2 protein-coding genes are annotated in these 1,810 nt (G+C 76.9%); both read right to left on the reverse strand.

The features are described from left to right. On the reverse strand, window positions 1-1,066 hold a 1,066-nt coding region (selA, locus tag AB0J52_RS38830), incomplete at its 3' end, for an L-seryl-tRNA(Sec) selenium transferase (RefSeq protein ID WP_500188053.1). A gap of 81 nt (window positions 1,067-1,147) precedes the next feature. Next, window positions 1,148-1,684, reverse strand: coding sequence for a MarR family winged helix-turn-helix transcriptional regulator (locus AB0J52_RS38835; protein ID WP_500188055.1), 537 nt, complete (start codon window positions 1,682-1,684; stop codon window positions 1,148-1,150). Window positions 1,685-1,810: the final 126 nt, after the last annotated feature.

Consider the following 1,810-nt stretch of genomic DNA (forward strand, 5'->3'; position numbering starts at 1 on the left):
CCCGCCCGTCCGCGCCATGCTCGACGGGCGGGGTGGGTCCGCGGAGGGTGGCCTCAAGGGCGGCGAGGGTGAGTTTGTCGACGCGGAGGGCGCGGTAGAGGGGGTGGCGGCGCAGCCGGGCGAGGAGGCCGGGGTCGCCGAGGAGCAGGCCGGCCTGGGGTCCGCCGAGGAGTTTGTCGGCGGACGCGGTGACCAGGTGCGCGCCGTCCCGCAGGACGGTGCGGGCGTCGGGTTCGTCGGGGAGGGCGGGGTGCGGGGCGAGGAGGCCGGAGCCGGTGTCCACGATCAGGGGGACGCCGAGGGCGGCGAGTTCGTTGACGGGTGGGGCGTAGGTGAATCCCTCGATTCTGAAGTTGGAGGGGTGCACCTTGAGGACGAGGGCGGTGTCCGGGCCGACGGCGTCGGCGTAGTCGGCGGTGGTGGTGCGGTTGGTGGTGCCGACCTCGCGGATCCGCGCGCCGGTGGCGGTGAGCAGGTCGGGCAGCCGGAAGCCGTCGCCGATCTCGACGAGTTCGCCGCGGCTGACGATGATCTCGCGGCCGGCGGCGAGGGCGGTGGCGGCGAGGGTGAGGGCGGCGGCGTTGTTGTTCACGATCTGGACGCCGGTGCCGGGCGGGCAGGCGTCGCGGAGGGCGGCGAGGGCGCCGGCGCCGCGGGGGCCGCGGCGGCCGGTGGTGAGGTCGTATTCGACGTCGGCGGTTCCGGCGGCGGCGGTGAGGGCGTCGCGGGCGGCGGGTGACAGCGGGGCGCGGCCGAGGTTGGTGTGGAGCAGGACGCCGGTGGCGTTGAGGACGGGCCGCAGGGTGGTGGCGTGGTCGGGGAGGGCGGCGAGGACGGCGCCGACCAGGTCGGAGGCGGGGAGTTCTCCGGTGCGGACGCGGTGCTGGGCGGCGGCGACGGCGGCTTTGAGCAGGTGCGGTCCGAGGCGTTCGCGGGCGTCGCGGAGGGCGGGGTCGGCGAGGACGGCGTCGGTGCGCGGGACGGCGCGGCGCGGGTCGCCGGGCTCGGCTGTGCCGGGGACGGGTGCGCCGGTGGTCGGGTCGGTGCTGCGCGGCCGGGGATCCACCGGCCTCACCCTAAGGAGGGTGGGGCGGTGGAGGAAGTCAGCCGCGCCCGGAGTGTGAGACGAATGCCGTGAGTGGGATTCTCAGGGGGTCTGGGCGGGTTCGGCCACCCGTTCGGCCGCCGGCCCGGCCACCCGTTCGGCGGCGGGTTCGGCGGTGGCCCGCGTGCCGCAGCGGGAGCCGGTGGCGTCGGAGTGGGCGACGAAGTCGTCGACCATCCGGTGGACGAGCCCGGCGAGGCTGCGGAGTTCGCCGGGCGACCAGGCGGTGAGGGCGTCGCTCATCCAAGCGCGGCCGACGGCGCGGATGCACTCGACGGCGTCGCGTCCGGTGTCGCTGAGCCGGACGCGCTGGGCGCGGCGGTCGTCGGGGTCGGGGACGCGGTCGACGTAGCCGGCGCGTTCGAGCCGCTGGACCTGCCGGGTGACGTGGGGGGCCTCGACGACGAGGCGGGCGGCGATCTCGCTGGGGCGCATGGGCCCGTCGTTGTCGGCGAGCAGGCGGAGCAGCGGAACGGCGGCGCGGTCGACGGCGACGCCGGACGCGGCGACGACGCTGTCGTGCCGGCGGGCGCGGGTGAGCAGGTGGGCGACGCGGTTGAGCGCCCGTTCGATCTCCATGATCTCGTCCCCCGCCGAAGACGCCCCGCCCGGCTCTCCCGGCGCAAGCATCGCACCAGCCGCGGGCGTCGCGTCCGGCGCGAGCGGCGCACCAGCCGCAAGCGTTGCGTCCGGCGCGTCCGGCGC

The sequence above is a fragment of the Spirillospora sp. NPDC049652 genome, from assembly GCF_040675125.1.
GTDB lineage: Bacteria > Actinomycetota > Actinomycetes > Streptosporangiales > Streptosporangiaceae > Spirillospora.